The following is a 15,493-nucleotide window of genomic DNA, read 5'->3' as shown; positions in this document are numbered from 1 at the left end:
CCCCGGGGGGGGGGGGGGGGGGGGGCCGCGCCGGGGGGGGGGGGGTTGTGCTCGGGGCTCGGGGCGGGGGGGGGCCGGGGGCCCGGCCCCTTTGGGGTCACCCGGGGCCCCCCGCGCCCCTGTCGACAGGTCTCCGGGACGGTCATGGCCATATGCCCATGGCAAGCACGCATGCTGTCGGCATACGAGGTCGTATGAGGTTCCGTAGGGGCCCGTCCGGGCAGGGCCAAGCCGTCGGAGCGCCCGGCGAGACCCGGGCCCCGGGCTCAGCCCAGGCGCGGTATCTCGATCGCCGGGCAGTGGTCCATCACCATGTCCAGACCGGCCGCGCGTGTCCTCTCGTACGCCTGCTCGTCGATCACGTCGAGCTGGAACCAGACCGCCTTCGCCCCGATCGCCACGGCCTCGTCCGCGACCGCGCCCGCGAGCGCCGTGTTGACGAAGACATCGACCACGTCGACCGGGAAGGGGATCTCCGCGAGCGTCGCGTACCCCTGCTCGCCGTGGACCGTCTCCGCCTTCGGATGCACCGGGACCACGCGCTTGCCGTAGCGCTGGAGGATCCGCGCCACCCCGTAGGCCGCGCGCTCCTGGTTGTTGGAGAGCCCCACCACCGCCCAGGTGTCCCCGGTCGAGGTCAGGATCCGGCGGATGGTCTCCGCCTCCGTGTCGCTGCTCTTGGCGTCCATACCCGGGCAACGGACGACCCGCCCGGAGCATTCCCCTCCGCGCGCCGCATAGGGTGGAGCGATGCAGGAGCAGTACCGCACGGTCGCCCGCGAGGGTGTCCACGAGACAGAGATCAACCGATCGCGCTTCATCTGCGCGCTCGCGCCCGCCGCCACGGAGGAGGAGGCACAGGCCTTCGTCGCGCGCGTCCGCGCCGAGCACCCGACCGCGACCCACAACTGCTTCGCGTACGTCATCGGGGCCGACGCCTCCGTCCAGAAGGCCAGCGACGACGGAGAGCCCGGCGGCACCGCCGGGGTTCCCATGCTCCAGATGCTCACCCGCCGGGACGTCCGCTATGTGGCGGCGGTCGTCACCCGCTACTACGGGGGCGTGAAGCTCGGCGCCGGAGGGCTGATCCGCGCCTATGGAGGCGTGGTCGGCGAGGCGCTCGACACACTCGGCACCATCACCCGGCAGCGTTTCCGCCTGGCGACCGTCACCGTCGACCACCACCGCGCGGGCAGGCTGGAGAACGATCTGCGCACCACGGGCCGCGCGGTGCGCTCGGTCCGGTACGCGGAACGCGTCGAGATCGAGATCGGCCTCCCCGAGGCACAGGTCGACGCCTTCCGCGCCTGGCTGGCGGACGCCACGGCCGGAACGGCGGGCCTCACGCTCGGCGGCGAGGCGTATGGGGACATCTGACCGGTCCCGGCACCGCTCCCCGGACGGTCACCCCCGCCCCGGGCGGCGGTACGGGGACGGGCACCGGCACGCCCACGGACGGCGACAGCGGCAGGGGCACGGGGACCCACACGGGCGGCGGCCCCGGGACGGGCGCCCGGACCACGGCCGCTCCCCACACGGGTCCGTGTGCCCGGCGCCGGACGGCCCGGTGGCCCGGACGGCACCGCCCCGGGGCGGAGCCGACCGGACTGTCACACCCCACGACTACGCTCAGGGATCATGAGATTCCTGCACACGTCGGACTGGCACCTGGGGCGGTCGCTGCACCGGGTGAGCATGCTCGACGCCCAGGCCGCGTTCCTCGACCACCTGGTGGCGACGGCGCGCGCCCACGCGGTGGACGCGGTGCTGGTGGCCGGGGATGTCTATGACCGGGCGGTGCCGCCGCTCGCCGCCGTCGAGCTGTACGACACCGCGCTGCACCGCCTCGCCGCCGCCGGGGTGCCCACCGTGATGATCTCGGGGAACCACGACTCGGCCCGCCGCCTGGGTGTCGGCGCCGGACTGATCGAGCGCGCCGGGGTCCATCTGCGGACGGATCCGGCGGGCTGCGCCACCCCCGTCATGCTGACCGACGCCCACGGCGAGATCGCGTGCTACGGACTGCCGTATCTGGAGCCCGCCCTGGTCAAGGACGAGTTCGGCGCCGCCACGGCGCACCATGAGGCGGTGCTCGCCGCCGCCATGGAGCGGGTCAGGGCCGACCTCGCCGCCCGGCCCGCGACCACCCGCTCCATCGTCCTCGCCCACGCCTTCGTCGCCGGTGGCCAGGAGAGCGACAGCGAGCGGGACATCTCCGTCGGCGGGGTCTCCTCCGTCCCCGCGGGCGTCTTCCACGGCGTCGACTATGTGGCGCTCGGCCATCTGCACGGCGCCCAGACCCTCACCGACCGGGTGCGCTACTCGGGCTCACCGCTCGCGTACTCCTTCTCCGAGGCCACCCACCGCAAGACCATGTGGCTGGTGGAGCTCGGCGCCGACGGCGCGGTCACCGCCGAGCGGGTCGACTGCCCCGTGCCACGGCCGCTCGCCCGGCTCCGCGGCACCCTGGAAGAGCTGCTCGGCGACCCGGCGCTCACCCGGCACGAGGAGTCGTTCGTGGAGGCGACCCTCACCGACCCGGCGCGCCCGGCCGACCCCATGGCCCGGCTCACCGAGCGCTTCCCCCACACCCTGAGCCTCGTCTTCGCGCCCGAGCGCGCCGACGAGGACACCGGGATCTCGTACGCCACCCGGCTGCGTGACCGGGACGACCACCAGATCGCGGAGGACTTCGTGGCCCATGTGCGCGGCGGCAGCGGGCCGGACGAGCGGGAGCGGGCGGTGCTGCGGGAGGTGTTCGACGCGGCCCGGGTCACGGCGGCGGTCCAGGAGAGCGCCGGGCGCGGGGCCGCCGGATGAGGCTGCACCGGCTCGCCATCACCGCCTTCGGCCCCTTCGCCGCCCCCCAGGAGATCGACTTCGACACCCTGGCGGCGGCGGGGATCTTCCTGCTGCACGGACCCACGGGCGCGGGCAAGACATCGGTCCTCGACGCCGTTTGCTTCGCGCTGTACGGATCGGTCCCCGGCGCCCGCCAGAGCCCCGGCACCTCGCTGCGGAGCGACCACGCCGACGCCCGCGTCCCCACCGAGGTCCTGCTCGACCTCACGGTGGCGGGCCGGCGGCTGGAGCTCACCCGCCGCCCCGCGCAGCCGCGCCCCAAGGCGCGCGGCACGGGCTTCACCACCGAGCGCGCCCGGAGCACCCTGCGCGAATGGGACGCCGCCACGGGCACCTGGCGCGCGCTCAGCCGCTCCCATCAGGAGATCGGCGAGGAGATCGCCCAGCTCATCGGGATGAGCCGGGACCAGTTCTGCCAGGTCGTGCTGTTGCCCCAGGGCGACTTCGCGCGCTTTCTGCGGGCCGACGCCGAGGCCCGGGGCCGACTGCTGGGCCGCCTCTTCGACACCCGGCGCTTCGCCGCCGTGGAGGACATCCTCGCCGAGCGGCGCCGGGCGGCCGAGGGACGGGTGCGCTCCGGTGACGAGCGGCTGCTCGCCATCGCCCACCGGGTCGCCCAGGAGGCGGGCCCGGCCACCGACGGAGCACCGCCGCCCGACCGTCAGCCCGGGGACCCCGGAGTCTGTGGCGCCGTCCTGGAGTGGGCCGCCGTCGCCCGGGCGGGTGCCCGCGAACGGGCCGACCTCACCGCCAGCGCCGTGGCCCTGGCCGAGCGCGAGGGTGCCGCCGCCGCGCTGGCGCTCGACACCGCGCGCGAGGACGACCGGCTGCGGCGGCGGTACGAGGACGCGCGCCGGCGGCAGGAACTGCTGGAGCGCGGCCGCCCCGGGCGCGACGCCGGGCGCGCCGCCCTGGAGCGGGCCCGCAAGGCCGAGGCGGTCCGGCCCGCGCTGCGGCTGCGCGAGGAGACCGAGCGTGAGCACCGCGCCGCGCGCGCGGCCCATGACCGGGCCCGCGCCGCGCTCCCGCCCGAGCTGACCGAGGAGGGTGCCGGGCGCCTCGCGGCCGTGGAGCGTGAGGTCCGCCAGGACCTGGGCGCGCTGGAGGCCGTGCGCCGGGCCGAGCGGCGCGCCGCACTGCTCACCCGCGAACGCGACGAACTGGACCGGGAGTCCCGCGCCGACGACGATGCCCTCGCGGACGCGGCGGGCTGGCTGGACCGCTGGGAGTCGCTCCGCCGTGCCCATCAGGACCGGGTGACCGAGGCCCAGGACGCGGCGACGCGCGCGGAGCACCTCGCCGGACGGCTCGTCCCCGCGCGGCGCGGACTGCGTGCCGCCCAGGAGCGCGACCGTCTCGCGGCGCTCGCGGGGGCGGCGCGGGAGACCCTGCGCGGGGCCCGTGACCGGGCCGCCGGGGCCCGTGAGGACTGGCTGGAGCTGAAGGAGCGCCGACTGCGGGGGATCGCCGCCGAACTCGCCGCCTCGCTGACCCCCGGCGCGCCGTGCGCGGTGTGCGGCGCGACGGCCCACCCCGCCCCGGCCCGGCCCACGGGCCGGCCGGTCGCGGCGGCCGACGAGGACACGGCGTACGAGCGCTACACCCGGGAGGAGACCACCCGGGCCACGGCGGAGCGTGAACTCGCCGTCGTCCGCGCGTCCTGGGCGACGGCGGCGCGCGAGGCCCGTGGCGAAGGAGCCGCCCACCCGGTGGACCAGACCGCCGCCGCGCCCGTGGCGGTGACCGCTCCGGGGGGAGCGGGCCCGGCCGCCAGCTCCGGGGCGCCGGTGGCCGTCTCCTCGCGGGAGCGGCCGCGCCGGACCACCCAGGGCCCCGATCCGGTACGGGAGGCCGCGTTCCCGGCGGCGGGTGCCGTCGTCTCCCCGCGCCCGGCGGACGAGCCGGGCGAGGGCGGCCCGCGCCCGGCCGGCCTGGCTCCGTCGGGCCGGACCGGCACCGTCGTACCGCCGCGTGCCCCGTCCGGGACGGCGCCCGGTGCGCCCGCCGGGTCCGTCCGGGAGCGTACGGGCGAGGACACGGGCACCCCGCGGCCCCCCGCCGCCGGGAACGCGGCCTTCCCGGCGACCGCGACCGGGACCGGGAACACGACCGGGACCGGGAACACGACTGGGAACACGACCGCGACCGCCGACTCCGATCGCTCCTCTGACTCCGCCGACTCCGACCAGACCACCCCCGCCGCCGATCACACGAACCCCGGCCACGCGACCCCTTCCCCCGACCCCGCCCCCGACCAGGCGACTCCCGACCTCGACCCTGACCCCGACCTCGACCGCGCCGCGAACCCCGCCGTCGCGGAACTGGCGGCGCTCGTGGCCGGGCTGGAGCGCGACCACCAGGAGGCGCACCGGCTCGCCTCCGGTACCCATGCCGCCCGTGAGGCGCTCGACCGGGTCGAGCGCGAACACCAGCGGCGGCTCGACGAGCGCCGGCGGACCGAGCGCCGGGCGGCCGCCCGCGCGTCGCGGCGTGAGGCCCTCGACGAGGAGCTGACGGCGCTCGCCGGGGAACTCGGAGAGTTCGAAGGGAGCGCCGCCGAACGCGCCGCGCTCCTGGAGCGGCGGGCGGACGCGCTCGCCGGGGCCGTCGAGGCGGTCCGCGCCCACGACCAGACCACCCAGCGGCTCAAGGTGGCGGACGACCGGCTCGCCGACGCCGCCGTCGGGGCCGGGTTCGACACTCCCGGCGAGGCGGCCGCGGCCCAGCTGGACGAGGCCGGACAGCGTGAGCTCCAGCACCGTGTCGACGCGTGGGAGCAGGAGGCCGCCGCCGTCGCCGACCGGCTCGCCGAGCCGGGGACCCGGGCCGCCGCCGACCGGCCCGCCGCCGACCTCGCCGCCGCCGAGGCCGCGCGGGAGCGTGCCGAGCGCACCCTGCGCCACGCGGTCTCCGCGTACGACGCGGCCCGCCGCCGGTGCGCCGCGCTCGACGCCCTGTCCGCCGAGGCCGTCACCGAGGTCCGGCGGCTGGGCCCGCTGCGGGCGGAGTACGACCGGGTGGCCCGGCTCGCCGCCCTCACCGCGGGCACCTCGGCCGAGAACGAGCGGCGGATGCGCCTGGAGTCCTATGTCCTGGCGGCCCGGCTGGAACAGGTCGCGTCGGCCGCCTCCGTACGGCTGCGGCGGATGTCCTCCGGCCGCTACACCCTGGTCCATTCCGACGCGCGCTCCGGTGGCAAGCGCTCCGGCCTGGGGCTGAGGGTCGTGGACGCCTGGACCGGCCGGGAGCGCGACACCGCCACCCTCTCCGGCGGCGAGACCTTCTTCGCCAGCCTCGCCCTGGCGCTGGGCCTCGCGGATGTCGTCACCGAGGAGGCCGGCGGGGTCCGGCTGGACACCCTCTTCATCGACGAGGGCTTCGGCAGCCTGGACGAGCAGACCCTCGACGAGGTGCTCGACGTGCTGGACTCCCTGCGGGAGCGCGACCGCAGCGTCGGCATCGTCAGCCATGTCGCCGATCTGCGCCGCCGTATCCCGGCGCAGCTCGATGTGCTCAAGGAGCGCGACGGTTCCTCGGTACGCCTGCGAACGGCCCCGCCCGGCGGCTGACGGCCGCTGTCCGCCGCCACCACCGCCGTACGAAGAGGACACGGCGGTGGTGGACAACGGTCACGGCCGGATGGTCACGTCCGTACGGCGGCCGGGCACCATCCGTCATCCGCCGGGCCCCTGAACGGCGCGGGTGCCGGCGTGCCACCGGATAACCGGATGACGACTCCGGAAGCGGTGCACAGGATGGGGCCCCATGCCCCTTCTCCCTCATCCCCACCCGGACGCCCTGCGCCGCGACCCCCTTCCGCTCCGTGGCAGAACCGCCCTCGTGACCGGTGCCAGCAGACGTGGCGGTATCGGGTACGCGGTGGCACGGCGGCTGGCCGCGTACGGCGCCAGCGTCTATCTGCACCACCATGTGCCGCACGACGAGGACAAGCCGTGGGGCGCGGACCCGGAGGGACCGGAGGGCGTCGCGGAAGGAGTGCGCGCGGCGCTCGGCGACCCCGGGGCACGCGTCGTCCATGGCCCCGGTGACCTCGCCGATCCCACCGCGCCCGCCGAGCTGGTCGCCAGGGCGGCCCGCGAACTGGGCGGCCGGCTCGACATCCTCGTCGCGAACCACGCCCTCAGCGGCGAGGACGGTTCGCTGCTGGAGATCGACGCGGCGATGCTCGACGCGCACTGGGCGATCGACGCCCGCGCGGTGCTGCTGCTGGTCCAGGAGTTCGCCCGGCGCCGGGCCGAACTGCCGCCGCGCACCCCCGGCGGCCGGGTCGTGATGATGACCTCGGGTCAGGACATCGCGGACGGTATGCCGCGTGAACTCGCCTACGGCCTGGCCAAGGGCGCGCTCGCGTCGGTCACCCGCTCCCTGTCCACGACCCTCGCCGAACTCGCCGTGACCGTCAACACGGTCAACCCCGGACCGGTGGACACGGATTACATGGAGGGCGAGGACTACCGGACGATCGCGGATCTCTTCCCCGCCGGGCGGTGGGGGATGCCGGACGATCCGGCGCGGCTGATCGCCTGGCTGGCCACGGACGAGGCGGAGTGGATCACCGGTCAGGTCATCGACTCCGAGGGCGGCTTCAGGAGAACCCCGTAGGGCTTCTCGAACGGAACCGCACCCGGGCCCGCACCAGCGGACCCGGGTGCGCCGGCGCACGGCCCCGTCATATCGCGGGTCGCCGCGCACCGCGGGGGCGTCGCGTCACAGCTTCGACAGCTCGTCCACGAGGTCGTCCAGCCCCAGGGACCCCTGGGAGAGCGCCGCCATGTGCCACGCCTTCGCGTCGAACGCGTCGCCATGGGCCTTGCGCGCGTTCTCCCGCCCCAGCAGCCACGCGCGTTCGCCCAGCTTGTAGCCGATGGCCTGGCCGGGCAGGGAGAGATAGCGGGTCAGCTCGCTCTCGACGTAGTCGGCCGGGCGGCCGCTGTGGGCGCGCACGAACTCCTCCGCCAGCTCCGGCGTCCAGCGCTCGCCCGGGTGGAACGGCGCGTCGCCGGGGATCTCCAGCTCCAGATGCATGCCGATGTCGACGATGACCCGGCAGGCGCGCATCATCTGGGCGTCGAGATAGCCCAGCCGCCGCTCGGGGTCGGGCAGGAACCCCAGCTCGTCCATGAGCCGCTCGGCGTAGAGCGCCCAGCCCTCCATGTTGGCGCTGACCCCGCCGACGGTGGCCTGGTAGCGGGAGAGCTGGTCGGCGACGTGCGCCCACTGGGCGAGCTGGAGGTGGTGGCCGGGCACACCCTCGTGGTACCAGGTCGTCACCAGGTCGTAGACGGGGAAGCGGGTGGCGCCCATCGTCGGCAGCCAGGTGCGGCCCGGCCGGGAGAAGTCCTCGGAGGGCGCGGAGTAGTAGGGGGCCGCCGCGCTGCCGGGGGGAGCGATACGGGACTCCACCTTCCGTACCCGGTCGGCGAGTTCGAAGTGGGTGCCGTCCAGGGCCTCGATCGCCTCGTCCATCAGCTCCTGGAGCCAGCGGCGCACCTCCTCGACACCTTCGATGTGCTGGCCGTGCTGGTCCAGATGGGCCAGCGTCTCCCAGGGGCCCGCGCCCGGGAGGATCTTCCCCGCCTCGACCCGCATCTCGGCGAGCAGCCGCCGGTACTCGGACCAGCCGTAGTCGTACGCCTCGTCCAGGTCCAGGTCGGTGCCGTTGTAGTAACGCGTCCAGCGGGCGTAGCGCTCCCGGCCGACCGTGTCGGGCGCGTCGGCGACGGCGGGTGCGTAGACGTCCCGCATCCAGTCCCGCAGCACGGTCAGGGCGTCCGTGGCGGTCCGGGCCGCCGTGTCCAGCTCGGCGCGCAGCTCCTCGGGGCCGTCGGCGGCGAACTCCGCGAACCAGCCGCCGTCCGCGCCGATCCACTCGGTCATCTGCGCGACACAGGTCCGTGTCGCGCGGGGACCGCCGTACAGCCGGCGTGAGAGGCCGAGCTCCAGGGAGGCACGGTAGCCCTCCAGCGCCGCCGGGACCGCGCGCAGCCGCTGGGCGATGGCGGCCCAGTCCGCCGGGGTCTCCGCCGGTGTGATGGTGAAGGTCTCCCGTACCTCATGGACCGGGGAGACGAGATTGCTCACCGTGCGCAGGTGCTCGTCGGCCTCCAGCACGGCCAGTTCGGCGGTCAGCCGTTCCCGCAGCAGCCGGGCGCAGCGCCGTTCCACGTCGCTGTCGGCGCCCGGCTGCTTCTCCGCCTCGTCGAGCCGGGTGAGTGTCTCCCGGGTGAGGTCGGCACGGTTCCCGTAGCCCGTGGGTGAGTAGTCGGGGAGCAGGGGCGAACTCTCCTTGACGCCCAGATAGGTGCCGAGGGCGGGATCGAGGCTGATGAGGACGTCGACATAGGAGTCGGCGAGCTGGCGGGGCAGCTGGCTGCTGGCGGTTACTGACATGCGCACATCCTCATACGGCCGGGCCCGCCACGCCACCCTCTCCGGCCCCGTGGGCCGCGCGCCCGGGGCCCCGCCGTCCGGCCCGTCCCCGCCGTACGGAGGGCGGGGTCCGTACGGTACGGAGGAGCCGACCGCGCTGGTGACGGGGGCGGCCCCACCGGCCCCCGGCATCAGCGCCCAGCTTCCCGCGTCAGCGCCCAGTCCCCGGCGTCAGCGCCAGCTCCCGGCATCCGCGACGTCAGCGGCATCACCGATATCGGCGGCACCAGATGCACCAACGACACCAGAGCTGTCAGCGGCATCGGCGGCATCGGCAGGGGCCGCACCCGGGTCGGCCGCCCCCAGCCGGGCCGTCACCACCAGCGTCCCCTCCTCCAGCTGGTACTCCAGCGGCAGCCCCAGCCCCCGCATCGCCGCCACCATGGCCGGGTTGGTCGGCTGGGTCACCGCGTACACGCTGCGGCAGCCCGCCTCGCGGGCGAGCCCGGCCAGCCGCCGGAGCAGTTCCGCGCCCACCCCCCGGCCCTGCCAGGCGTCCTCCACCAGCAGCGCCACCTCGGTCTCCTCGCCGTCCCAGAGCAGATGGCCGAGGGCGACCAGTTCGCCCGAGGCGGTCCACCCGGCCAGGGTGCGGCCGTGGCGGGGGCCCAGCAGATGGTCCAGATAGCGCGGCGCGTCGGCGACCGGGCCGTGGTAGCGGCGCCGCAGGGTCCGCGCGGAGCAGCGCCGGTGCATGGCGAGCGCGGCCGGGCCGTCCCGCCGGTCCGCCCGGCGTACGGTGATCCGCTCGCCCTCGGGCAGGGTGAGGGTCTCCCGGGCGGGCGGCACCCGGGGGCCGAGCCGGGCGTCCAGCTCCACCAGCGCCCGTACCCGGGCGAACTCGGTCGGAGTGAAGGGGAGATAGGGCCGCTCCACGGTGAGCGCCCCGCCGCCCGGGTCGCGCAGCCGCATCACGGTCTCCTCCAGCACGCCCTCGGCCGGAGGCAGTGGCTCCGGCGCGGCACCGCCCCGGGGGCCCGGCGGATGGGCGTGGATGGTGCAGCGGCCCAGGAGCTGGCGCACGGCCAGCGGCAGCTCGGCGGAGTCGAGCGCGGTCCTGGCGGCGAGGCCGAGCAGCCGGGTCGGCACGTCGACGAGGTCATGGGTGTGGGCGCGCTCGACCCAGGTGCGCCGTCCCCCGGCGGACGCGGCCCCCCGGCGCAGCGCGTGCGCGTCGACGGTGACCGGGGCGCGCAGCAGGAGTTCGTCCACGGTTCCCTCGGCGAGGGGATGCGTCTGGAGGGTGAGGATGTCCACGCCGAGCCGGGCGAGCGCGGTGCAGAGCGCGGCCAGGCTGCCGGGGGTGTCCCGCACGGTGGTCCGCATCCGCCACAGCGCGGTCTCCCGTGGACCCGCGAGGGGCCCGGCCGCCCGGGCGTCGGCCATCCGGGCGGCCACCGTGCGCGCCCACCGGGCCCGCAGGGTGGCGAGGCCGTGCCAGCGGGGGCGGGCGCGGAGGGCGCGCGAGGAGGTGCCGTGGGTCATGCCTCCAGGGTGGACGTCTCGTGTTGCCCGGTCACAAACGCCTTGTGACCGATAGGTAACGCGTCACAGCGGCCATCAGGGGCACTTCGGACCGTTCCCGGCCCGGATCCGATCAGTTCCGGAGTTCCGGAGGCCCGGAGTTCCGGAGGCCCGGAGGCCCGGAGGTCCGTGCCGTGGCCCCTCGCTCGTGGGGTGTGTTCGGGTTCGTAGGTCCCGTGTCCGGGTGTCTGGCTCGTGGGGTGTGTTCGGGTTCGTAGGTCCCGTGTCCTGGTGTCGGGCTCGTCGGGTCCGAGCGGATCCGAAGGGCCCGCGCCCGGGCGCCCCGCCCGCCGGGTCCGACCGGATCCGCGGACCCGTCCGAGCCGGCGCGCCCTACGGACCCACCCGCCCTACGGACCCACCCGCCCTACGGACCCAGCCCTACTGACCCACCCGCCCCGGTGACAGCACCTGACGGAAGAGCACCACCCCGCCCTCCGCCCGCAGCCGTACCGTCAGCTCCCCGCTGTCCCCGTCGATGTCCACCTCGCCGAAGTACTGGGGCGACTCCATCGGCGACACGTTCGCCCGCTCCGGCGCCCGGACGAAGACCCGCCGCGGCCCGAACGTCGCGTCCAGCGCGTTCGCGGGAAACCCGCCCGCCGCCAGTGGCCCCGAGACGAACTCCCAGAACGGGGCGAAGTCCTGGAACGCGGCCCGCTCCGGCGCGTAGTGCTGGGCCGAGGTGTAGTGCACGTCGGCGGTGAGCCAGAGCGTCCCGGTGATCCCTCGGTGCTTGATGAACCGCAGCAGGTCCGCGATCTGGAGCTCACGCCCCAGCGGCGCGCCCGGGTCGCCCTGGGCGATGGCCTCGATATCCGTCGCGCCGTCCGGGACGACCAGCCCGAGCGGCATGTCCGCCGCCAGGACCTTCCACACCGCGCGGGAGCGTGCCAGTTCCCGCTTCAGCCAGGCGAGCTGCTCCGCGCCGAGGATGCCCTGGGTGTCGTCCGCCTGCCGCCCGGGGGAGTTCGCGTTCCGGTACGAGCGCATATCGAGCACGAACACGTCCAGCAGCGGCCCGCGCCGCACCACCCGGTGCATCCGGCCACCGCGTCCCGGGCCCGTCGGGCTCCCGGTGGGGGTGTACTCACCGAAGGCCCGCAGCGCCCGCCGCGCCAGCACGTCCACATCCTTCTCGCGGTAGCGCGGGTCATCCAGGATCTGCCCCGGGTACCAGTTGTTGCGCACCTCGTGGTCGTCCCACTGCGCCACCGTCGGCACCCGCGCGTTGAACCGCCGTACGTTCGCGTCGAGCAGGTTGTAGCGGAAGTTGCCCCGGAACTCGGCCAGGCTCTCCGCGACCTTCGCCTTCTCCTCGGTGGTCACGTTGCGCCACACCCGCCCGTCCGGCAGCGTCACCCGGGGCTCGATCACCCCGTCCGCGTAGATGGAGTCCCCGCTGCACAGGAAGAAGTCCGGATCGAGCCGCCGCATCTCCTCATAGGCCCGCATCCCGCCGATGTCGGGGTTGATGCCCCAGCCCTGGCCCGCGATGTCGCCCGACCACAGGAAGCGCACCCCGCGCCGCCGCCGGGTCTCGGCCGTACGGAACGTTCCGTACACCGGTTCGCCGGTACGGCGCGGATCATCCGGATCCGCCAGCGTCACCCGGTAGTGGATCCGCTCGCCCGGCGGCAGACCGCGCAGCGCCGTGGTGCCGGTGAAGTCGCTCCCGGGGCCCAGCAGCGGGCCGCGCCAGCGCCGTACCCGGCGGAAGGAGTCGGTGGCCGAGGTCTCCACCAGCATCCGGGCGGGGCGGTCGGAGCGCGTCCAGACCAGCCCCGAGGAACCGGTCACCGCACCGCTCTGCACCCCCCAGCGGGCATGCGGGCGGCCCGACCGGGCGAACGCGGGCGCCGCGACCGTGGCGGGCAGCGCCAGCCCGGCCGAGGCGGCGGCGGTGGCGCGCAGCAGGGTGCGGCGGGCGGGGGAGGAGAGAGGTGACATCGACGGCCTCCGAAAGGGTGAGGTGCTGCCGCGTCATGCCTAGGGCCTGTCCGCGTCCGCCGGGCGAACCCCCAGTGAACAGTCCGCCCCGCCCACATGGCACACCGCCGCCCGGCCAACCCGCGCCATCCGGACGACATCTCCCCGTACGGCCTCCGCTCGGCCCCGTACCGCCTCAGGACCCGGCCAGCAGGGCGATGCCGCGGGCGATCTCCGCCGGAGGCAGATGGGCGTACCCCAGCACCAGCCGAACCCCCTCCCCGTCGGCACCGGAGTCCGTACCGCCATCCGCCCCGGCGGGACCGTGGTCCGCCACCCGGTGCGCGCTCAGTGGTGTCACCCCGACCCCGGCCCGCCGCGCACGCTCCAGGAAGTCGTCCTCCGGCCCGTAGCGCGCGGGCAGCCGCGCGATGACATGCAGTCCCGCCGCGATCCCGCCCGCCTCCGTCCCCGGGAAGTACCGGTCCAGCGCGGCCACGAGCGCGTCCCGCCGCTCCCGGTACGCGCGCTGGCAGCGGCGCAGCTGGCGGTCGTACGCCCCGCTCTCCACGAAGTCCGCGAAGAGGGCCTGGTCGATCACCGGGTTGCCCAGATCCATCGCGAGCTTGCGCGCCACCGTCTCCTCCAGCAGCCGCTCCGGCACGACGAGCCAGCCGAGCCGCAGCCCCGGCACCAGGGACTTGCTCACCGAGCCGCTGTAGGCGACGTGCTCGGGGTCGAGCCCCTGCATCGCGCCGACCGGGGCGCGGTCGTAGCGGAACTCGCCGTCGTAGTCGTCCTCGACGACCAGCCCGTCCACCGACCGTGCCCAGTGGAGCAGTTCCGTGCGGCGCCGCGCCGCGTACGCGATGCCCAGGGGGAACTGGTGCGCGGGGGTGGTGAACACCGTCCGCACCCCCGACCGGCGCAGCGGCTCCAGCAGCAGCCCCTCGCCGTCCAGCGGCAGTGGCACCATCCGCAGTCCGGCGGCGTCGAACACGTTGCTGTGGCCAGGGCTCCCCGGGTCCTCCACCCCGACCGCGCGCTGCCCATGCGCACGGGCGACCTGGCTCAGCAGCGCCATCGACTGGGTGACACCGGAGCAGACGACCAGCCGGTCCGGGTCGGCCACCACCCCCCGGCGCCGGGTGAGCAGCGCGGCGAGCGCGGTCCGCAGCCGGGGCAGCCCCCGGGGGTCGGGATAACCGAGGGCCTCGTGCGGCAGTTCGGCGAGGACGGACCGGTGGGCGGCGGCCCACGCGGCCCGGGGGAAGAGCGCGGGATCGGGCGAACCCGGCCGGAAGTCCACCCTCACCCCCGGCGGGCGCGGTGTGTGGTCGCGTGCCGCGTGGGCCGGGGAGCGCGCCACGTCCCCGACCCAGGTACCCGAACCCCGGTTGCTGCGGAGATATCCCTCCGCGATCAGTTGCTCGTACGCCTCGGTGACCAGTCCCCGGGAGACGCCGAGGTCGGCGGCGAGCTCCCGGCTGGAGGGCAGCCGGGTCCCGGCCGCCAGCCGCCCGCCGCGCACGGCCTCCCGCAGCGCCGACTGGAGCGCGCGCCCCCGCTGCCGCGCGGGCGCGGCGGCGGCGGGCAGCAGCAGCTCCCAGGCCGGGCTTCCCAGCGCCCGCGCGTCCCCGGCGCCGTCCGCCGGACCCGCACCGGCCCCCCGCTCCGCGCCCGAAGTGGTCCCCGATGTCGTCATGGAAGTGGACCTTAAAGGGGACCACGTCCCTCGCTAACGTCACCCCCATGAACCAGCCCACCTCCCAGGTACTGCGCGGTGTCCTCCTCGTCACCTTCGCCTACGCCCTCGTCGGGGCCTCCTTCACCGCCAACAGCGTCCTCGGGGACTATCCGTACGCGGGCGGGCAGGCCCTGCGCTACGCCCTCGCCTTCCTGCTGCTGCTCCCCCTCCTCGGCGGACGGCGCGCGCTCGCGCCGCTGCGGGCGCTGACGCCGCGCCAGTGGGGGCGGATCGCGCTGCTCGCCGGGGTCGGCATGGTCGGATTCAACCTGGCCGTCCTCGCCGCCGAACGCACCTCGGAACCGGCCGTCCCGGGCGTCTTCGTCGGCTGCGCGCCCGTCGTCGTCGCCGTCCTCGTCCCCCTGATGGAGGGCCGCCGCCCCACCCGTCCGGTGCTGTACGGGGCGTTGCTGGTCGCCGCCGGGGCGTTCACGGTCCAGGGCTGGGGCCGCACCGACACGGCCGGGGTGATCTGGTCGGTGGCCGCGCTGGTGGGCGAGGTCGGCTTCGCGGTCCTGGCGGCGCCGGTGCTGCGCCCGCTGGGTCCCCGGCTGCTGACGGCCGTCGTCTGCGCGGTCGCGGCGGTCGAGTCGACGGTGATCGGGCTGGTGGTCGACGGGTCCGCCTTCGTACGGACACCGGATCAGGGCGAGGCGCTCGCCTTGCTGTGGCAGGCGGCCGTGGCGACCGTCATCGGGTTCGTGACCTGGTACATGGGCATCCAGCGGATCGGCACCGAACGGGCGACCCTCTTCACCGGGGTCATCCCCGTCACCGCGGCTCTGACCGCGCCTCTGGTCGGGACGGGCAGCTTCGGCGCCGCGCAGGCGGCGGGCGGGCTGTTGGTCGGCGCGGGCGCGGTCCTCGGCTCGGGCCTGCTGGCCCTGCGCCGTGCCTCCGGGGAGGACGGGGCGGCGCGGGACACCGCCCCGGCGGAACCGGTCGCGGGCGAGCGGTCCCCGGTTCCGCCGGGGCGACGGG

Annotated in this window: 10 protein-coding genes; 5 read left to right on the top strand and 5 right to left on the bottom strand. The window is 75.6% G+C overall.

Annotated features, from left to right (window positions below):
* Positions 1 to 266 precede the first annotated feature (266 nt).
* A complete protein-coding gene (locus ACFVIM_RS23900; protein WP_384304763.1) occupies positions 267 to 689 on the bottom strand; it encodes a CoA-binding protein in 423 nt (140 codons plus the stop codon).
* Between the two features lie 61 nt (positions 690 to 750).
* Here ACFVIM_RS23900 and ACFVIM_RS23895 point away from each other — a divergent pair, with 61 nt between their 5' ends.
* From ACFVIM_RS23895 to ACFVIM_RS23880, 4 genes are all read left to right on the top strand, one after another.
* Positions 751 to 1,377 (top strand): YigZ family protein, encoded by a 627-nt coding sequence (locus ACFVIM_RS23895; protein WP_384304760.1) that lies wholly within the window; start codon positions 751 to 753, stop codon positions 1,375 to 1,377.
* Positions 1,378 to 1,638: 261 nt separating this feature from the next.
* Entirely contained in the window at positions 1,639 to 2,820 is a 1,182-nt protein-coding gene (locus ACFVIM_RS23890; protein WP_384304757.1) for an exonuclease SbcCD subunit D, read from the top strand.
* Positions 2,817 to 6,431, top strand: coding sequence for an AAA family ATPase (locus ACFVIM_RS23885; RefSeq protein WP_384304754.1), 3,615 nt, complete (start codon positions 2,817 to 2,819; stop codon positions 6,429 to 6,431). Before ACFVIM_RS23890 ends, ACFVIM_RS23885 begins: the two co-directional genes overlap by 4 nt.
* 196 nt (positions 6,432 to 6,627) lie before the next feature.
* Positions 6,628 to 7,485 (top strand): SDR family oxidoreductase, encoded by an 858-nt coding sequence (locus ACFVIM_RS23880; protein WP_384304751.1) that lies wholly within the window; start codon positions 6,628 to 6,630, stop codon positions 7,483 to 7,485.
* Between the two features lie 105 nt (positions 7,486 to 7,590).
* Here ACFVIM_RS23880 and ACFVIM_RS23875 read toward each other — a convergent pair whose 3' ends face one another.
* From ACFVIM_RS23875 to ACFVIM_RS23860, 4 genes are all read right to left on the bottom strand, one after another.
* Positions 7,591 to 9,273 (bottom strand): DUF885 domain-containing protein, encoded by a 1,683-nt coding sequence (locus ACFVIM_RS23875; protein WP_384304749.1) that lies wholly within the window; start codon positions 9,271 to 9,273, stop codon positions 7,591 to 7,593.
* A gap of 210 nt (positions 9,274 to 9,483) precedes the next feature.
* A complete protein-coding gene (locus tag ACFVIM_RS23870) occupies positions 9,484 to 10,797 on the bottom strand; it encodes a GNAT family N-acetyltransferase (protein WP_384304746.1) in 1,314 nt (437 codons plus the stop codon).
* 420 nt (positions 10,798 to 11,217) lie between these two features.
* Positions 11,218 to 12,786 carry an alkaline phosphatase D family protein gene (locus tag ACFVIM_RS23865; RefSeq protein WP_384304743.1) on the bottom strand — a complete coding sequence of 523 codons (1,569 nt, stop codon included), beginning with the start codon at positions 12,784 to 12,786 and terminating at the stop codon, positions 11,218 to 11,220.
* Between the two features lie 175 nt (positions 12,787 to 12,961).
* The gene (locus ACFVIM_RS23860) at positions 12,962 to 14,470 is read right to left on the bottom strand and encodes a PLP-dependent aminotransferase family protein (RefSeq protein WP_384304740.1); all 1,509 of its coding nucleotides are present in this window, start codon (positions 14,468 to 14,470) and stop codon (positions 12,962 to 12,964) included.
* A 47-nt stretch (positions 14,471 to 14,517) separates the two neighbouring features.
* On the opposite strand from ACFVIM_RS23860, the gene ACFVIM_RS23855 reads away from it, so the two are divergent.
* A partial coding sequence (locus ACFVIM_RS23855) for a DMT family transporter (protein ID WP_384304738.1) occupies positions 14,518 to 15,493 on the top strand: 976 nt, incomplete at its 3' end.

The organism is Streptomyces sp. NPDC057638 (genome assembly GCF_042800315.1).
Lineage (GTDB): Bacteria > Actinomycetota > Actinomycetes > Streptomycetales > Streptomycetaceae > Streptomyces.
This window is presented reverse-complemented; position numbering and strand designations above follow the sequence as displayed.

What these genes read in the sequence shown, in the direction of transcription:
- ACFVIM_RS23870 (WP_384304746.1), bottom strand. Translation starts at nt 10,797, where the DNA reads ATGACCCACGGCACCTCCTCGCGCGCCCTCCGCGCCCGCCCCCGCTGG.
- ACFVIM_RS23900 (WP_384304763.1), bottom strand. Translation starts at nt 689, where the DNA reads ATGGACGCCAAGAGCAGCGACACGGAGGCGGAGACCATCCGCCGGATC.
- ACFVIM_RS23880 (WP_384304751.1), top strand. Translation starts at nt 6,628, where the DNA reads ATGCCCCTTCTCCCTCATCCCCACCCGGACGCCCTGCGCCGCGACCCC.
- ACFVIM_RS23860 (WP_384304740.1), bottom strand. Translation starts at nt 14,470, where the DNA reads ATGACGACATCGGGGACCACTTCGGGCGCGGAGCGGGGGGCCGGTGCG.
- ACFVIM_RS23890 (WP_384304757.1), top strand. Translation starts at nt 1,639, where the DNA reads ATGAGATTCCTGCACACGTCGGACTGGCACCTGGGGCGGTCGCTGCAC.
- ACFVIM_RS23875 (WP_384304749.1), bottom strand. Translation starts at nt 9,273, where the DNA reads ATGTCAGTAACCGCCAGCAGCCAGCTGCCCCGCCAGCTCGCCGACTCC.
- ACFVIM_RS23895 (WP_384304760.1), top strand. Translation starts at nt 751, where the DNA reads ATGCAGGAGCAGTACCGCACGGTCGCCCGCGAGGGTGTCCACGAGACA.
- ACFVIM_RS23885 (WP_384304754.1), top strand. Translation starts at nt 2,817, where the DNA reads ATGAGGCTGCACCGGCTCGCCATCACCGCCTTCGGCCCCTTCGCCGCC.
- ACFVIM_RS23865 (WP_384304743.1), bottom strand. Translation starts at nt 12,786, where the DNA reads ATGTCACCTCTCTCCTCCCCCGCCCGCCGCACCCTGCTGCGCGCCACC.